This is a genomic window from Mycobacterium sp. 1245852.3 (assembly GCF_001669335.1).
Taxonomy (GTDB): domain Bacteria; phylum Actinomycetota; class Actinomycetes; order Mycobacteriales; family Mycobacteriaceae; genus Mycobacterium; species Mycobacterium europaeum_A.
The window spans coordinates 1-1,632 of sequence record NZ_LZLL01000088.1 but is presented as its reverse complement, the minus strand read 5'-3'; the positions used below and the strand labels follow the sequence as shown (position 1 = coordinate 1,632).

At 66.8% G+C, this 1,632-nt stretch carries 2 protein-coding genes; both read right to left on the bottom strand.

The genetic code is table 11. The features are described 5' to 3' along the window. Window positions 1-1,221 (bottom strand): ThiF family adenylyltransferase (locus tag A9W96_RS31160; protein WP_197499394.1); only part of this gene is annotated, 1,221 nt, incomplete at its 3' end. Continuing rightward, window positions 1,218-1,632, bottom strand: a 415-nt coding sequence (locus tag A9W96_RS31995; protein WP_197499393.1) for a hypothetical protein, incomplete at its 5' end; no start/stop codon positions are given. The genes A9W96_RS31160 and A9W96_RS31995, both read right to left, overlap by 4 nt.

Genomic DNA, 1,632 nt, shown 5'->3' with positions numbered 1-1,632 from the left:
CAGGATGCCGGGTTTGACCACACTGTTGTCGACCACAGTCAAGGCGCCTACACCGGCCCGCACGCAGTGCTCGGCGATCGGCGCGCCGAGCGCACCGCATCCAAGCACCAGCACCCTCTTGTCTCGCAGCCATGCTGCGGGGGTGTTGGCGTCTCGGCGGTTGGTGACCTCGGGCCGATCTTCATGGATCACCATCCAGCGCACCTCGCTGTCATCGAGCCACGAATTGGCCAGCTTCGTGGCTCTCTCGATCAGTGATTCATTTTCGAGATCCTCGATCTCGCGCAGCAGATCCATGATCTCCGCGCCGAAGTCGTCGAATTTCCAGACGGTGACGTGTGCCAGCCGGCGCGACCCTTCGACGCGGCGGGCCGGAGTGCCGAGCATCACCACCACGGGCGCAATATTGTCGAGACCGGCCTTCCTGGCGATCGCGGCGTTGAATGTGCCCGCTGTGGTGATCGACCAAAGCAATTCCTCACGGGGATAACCAAACTCGTGCAAGCTGGCCACCAGATCGGCGCCCTTGTCCGGGTACTCCATCGACAGTTCATCGCTGACCAGCACCAGCGGGGCCACGATGAACGGGAGCCCCGCGCCGTCGGTGGGCACGAAGCCGTCGCCGAGCACACGGGCACCCATTTCCTGAAGCGTCAGCCACTCGGCGACATCCACTCGATCCCCAGATCTGGTGCACCAAGCGAACAGTTGGGCGGTCTGCCCCGGGGTGACCAAATCACCCCATGGCACACGGTCACCGACGTCGGCGTGTACCACGACGAACCCGGCCCACTCGTCGTGGTAGGTGACCGGCGGGTGCAGTGGCTGCCCATCAGGATCGAGCGTGGCGGCCGCGGCATTCTCCAACCAGCTGGTCAGCCGCTCGATAAATCCCCGCATCCCGTCAGCGGGGTTCCATTCCACCGACGACGCCGCATACAGGCACAGGTAGCGGGCCCACTGCACGTGCGGGGTGCCCGCCCAGCGGCGGTGACTCGCCCACACCGACGGCGGCCGAAACGGATATTTGTCCGATACCCGGATCTCGAACCGTTCCCGCTGACCTACCTTGATGCCGGTACCCACGGTCTGGATCCCATGGGTGTCCAGCGAGATGTCAATGACCAGGTAGTCGTCTGCTTGGCGTGAACCGAGAACTGAGACAGCGCCGCCGCTGGCCGCGGCCAGTTCCTCGGCCTGCCGAAGTGCCAGGTCCCTCAACGGCCAAAGCCCACCGGCGTATCGGGGGCCTTGGCGTCGCCGCGGTCGGCCTCGATGGCCTCGCGCACCCGGTCTGGTCCGGACCGGGAATCGGCGGCGGCGGTGTAGAGGCCAGGCATCGCGGTGACGACCTCGGCGGCCACGGTGGACGCGGCCGCGGCGACGGCCGCCAGACGCGCCCGCCCGCCTGCGCCGGCCAGTGCGGCGTTGCGCAGGGATTTGGTGTCGGTGGCGATGCTGGCCGACAACACGTTCGGGCCGAGAGCGTCGACGCCGAACACCACCGGCGACGGCGCCGCCTCATCACCCCACGACATCGTGCAGATCAGCTGATCCTGCGCAGTCTCCATGTATCGATCGGCGGCCATCCGGTGCGGCGGGTTGGCCCCGTCGACGTCACTGGCCGGGATC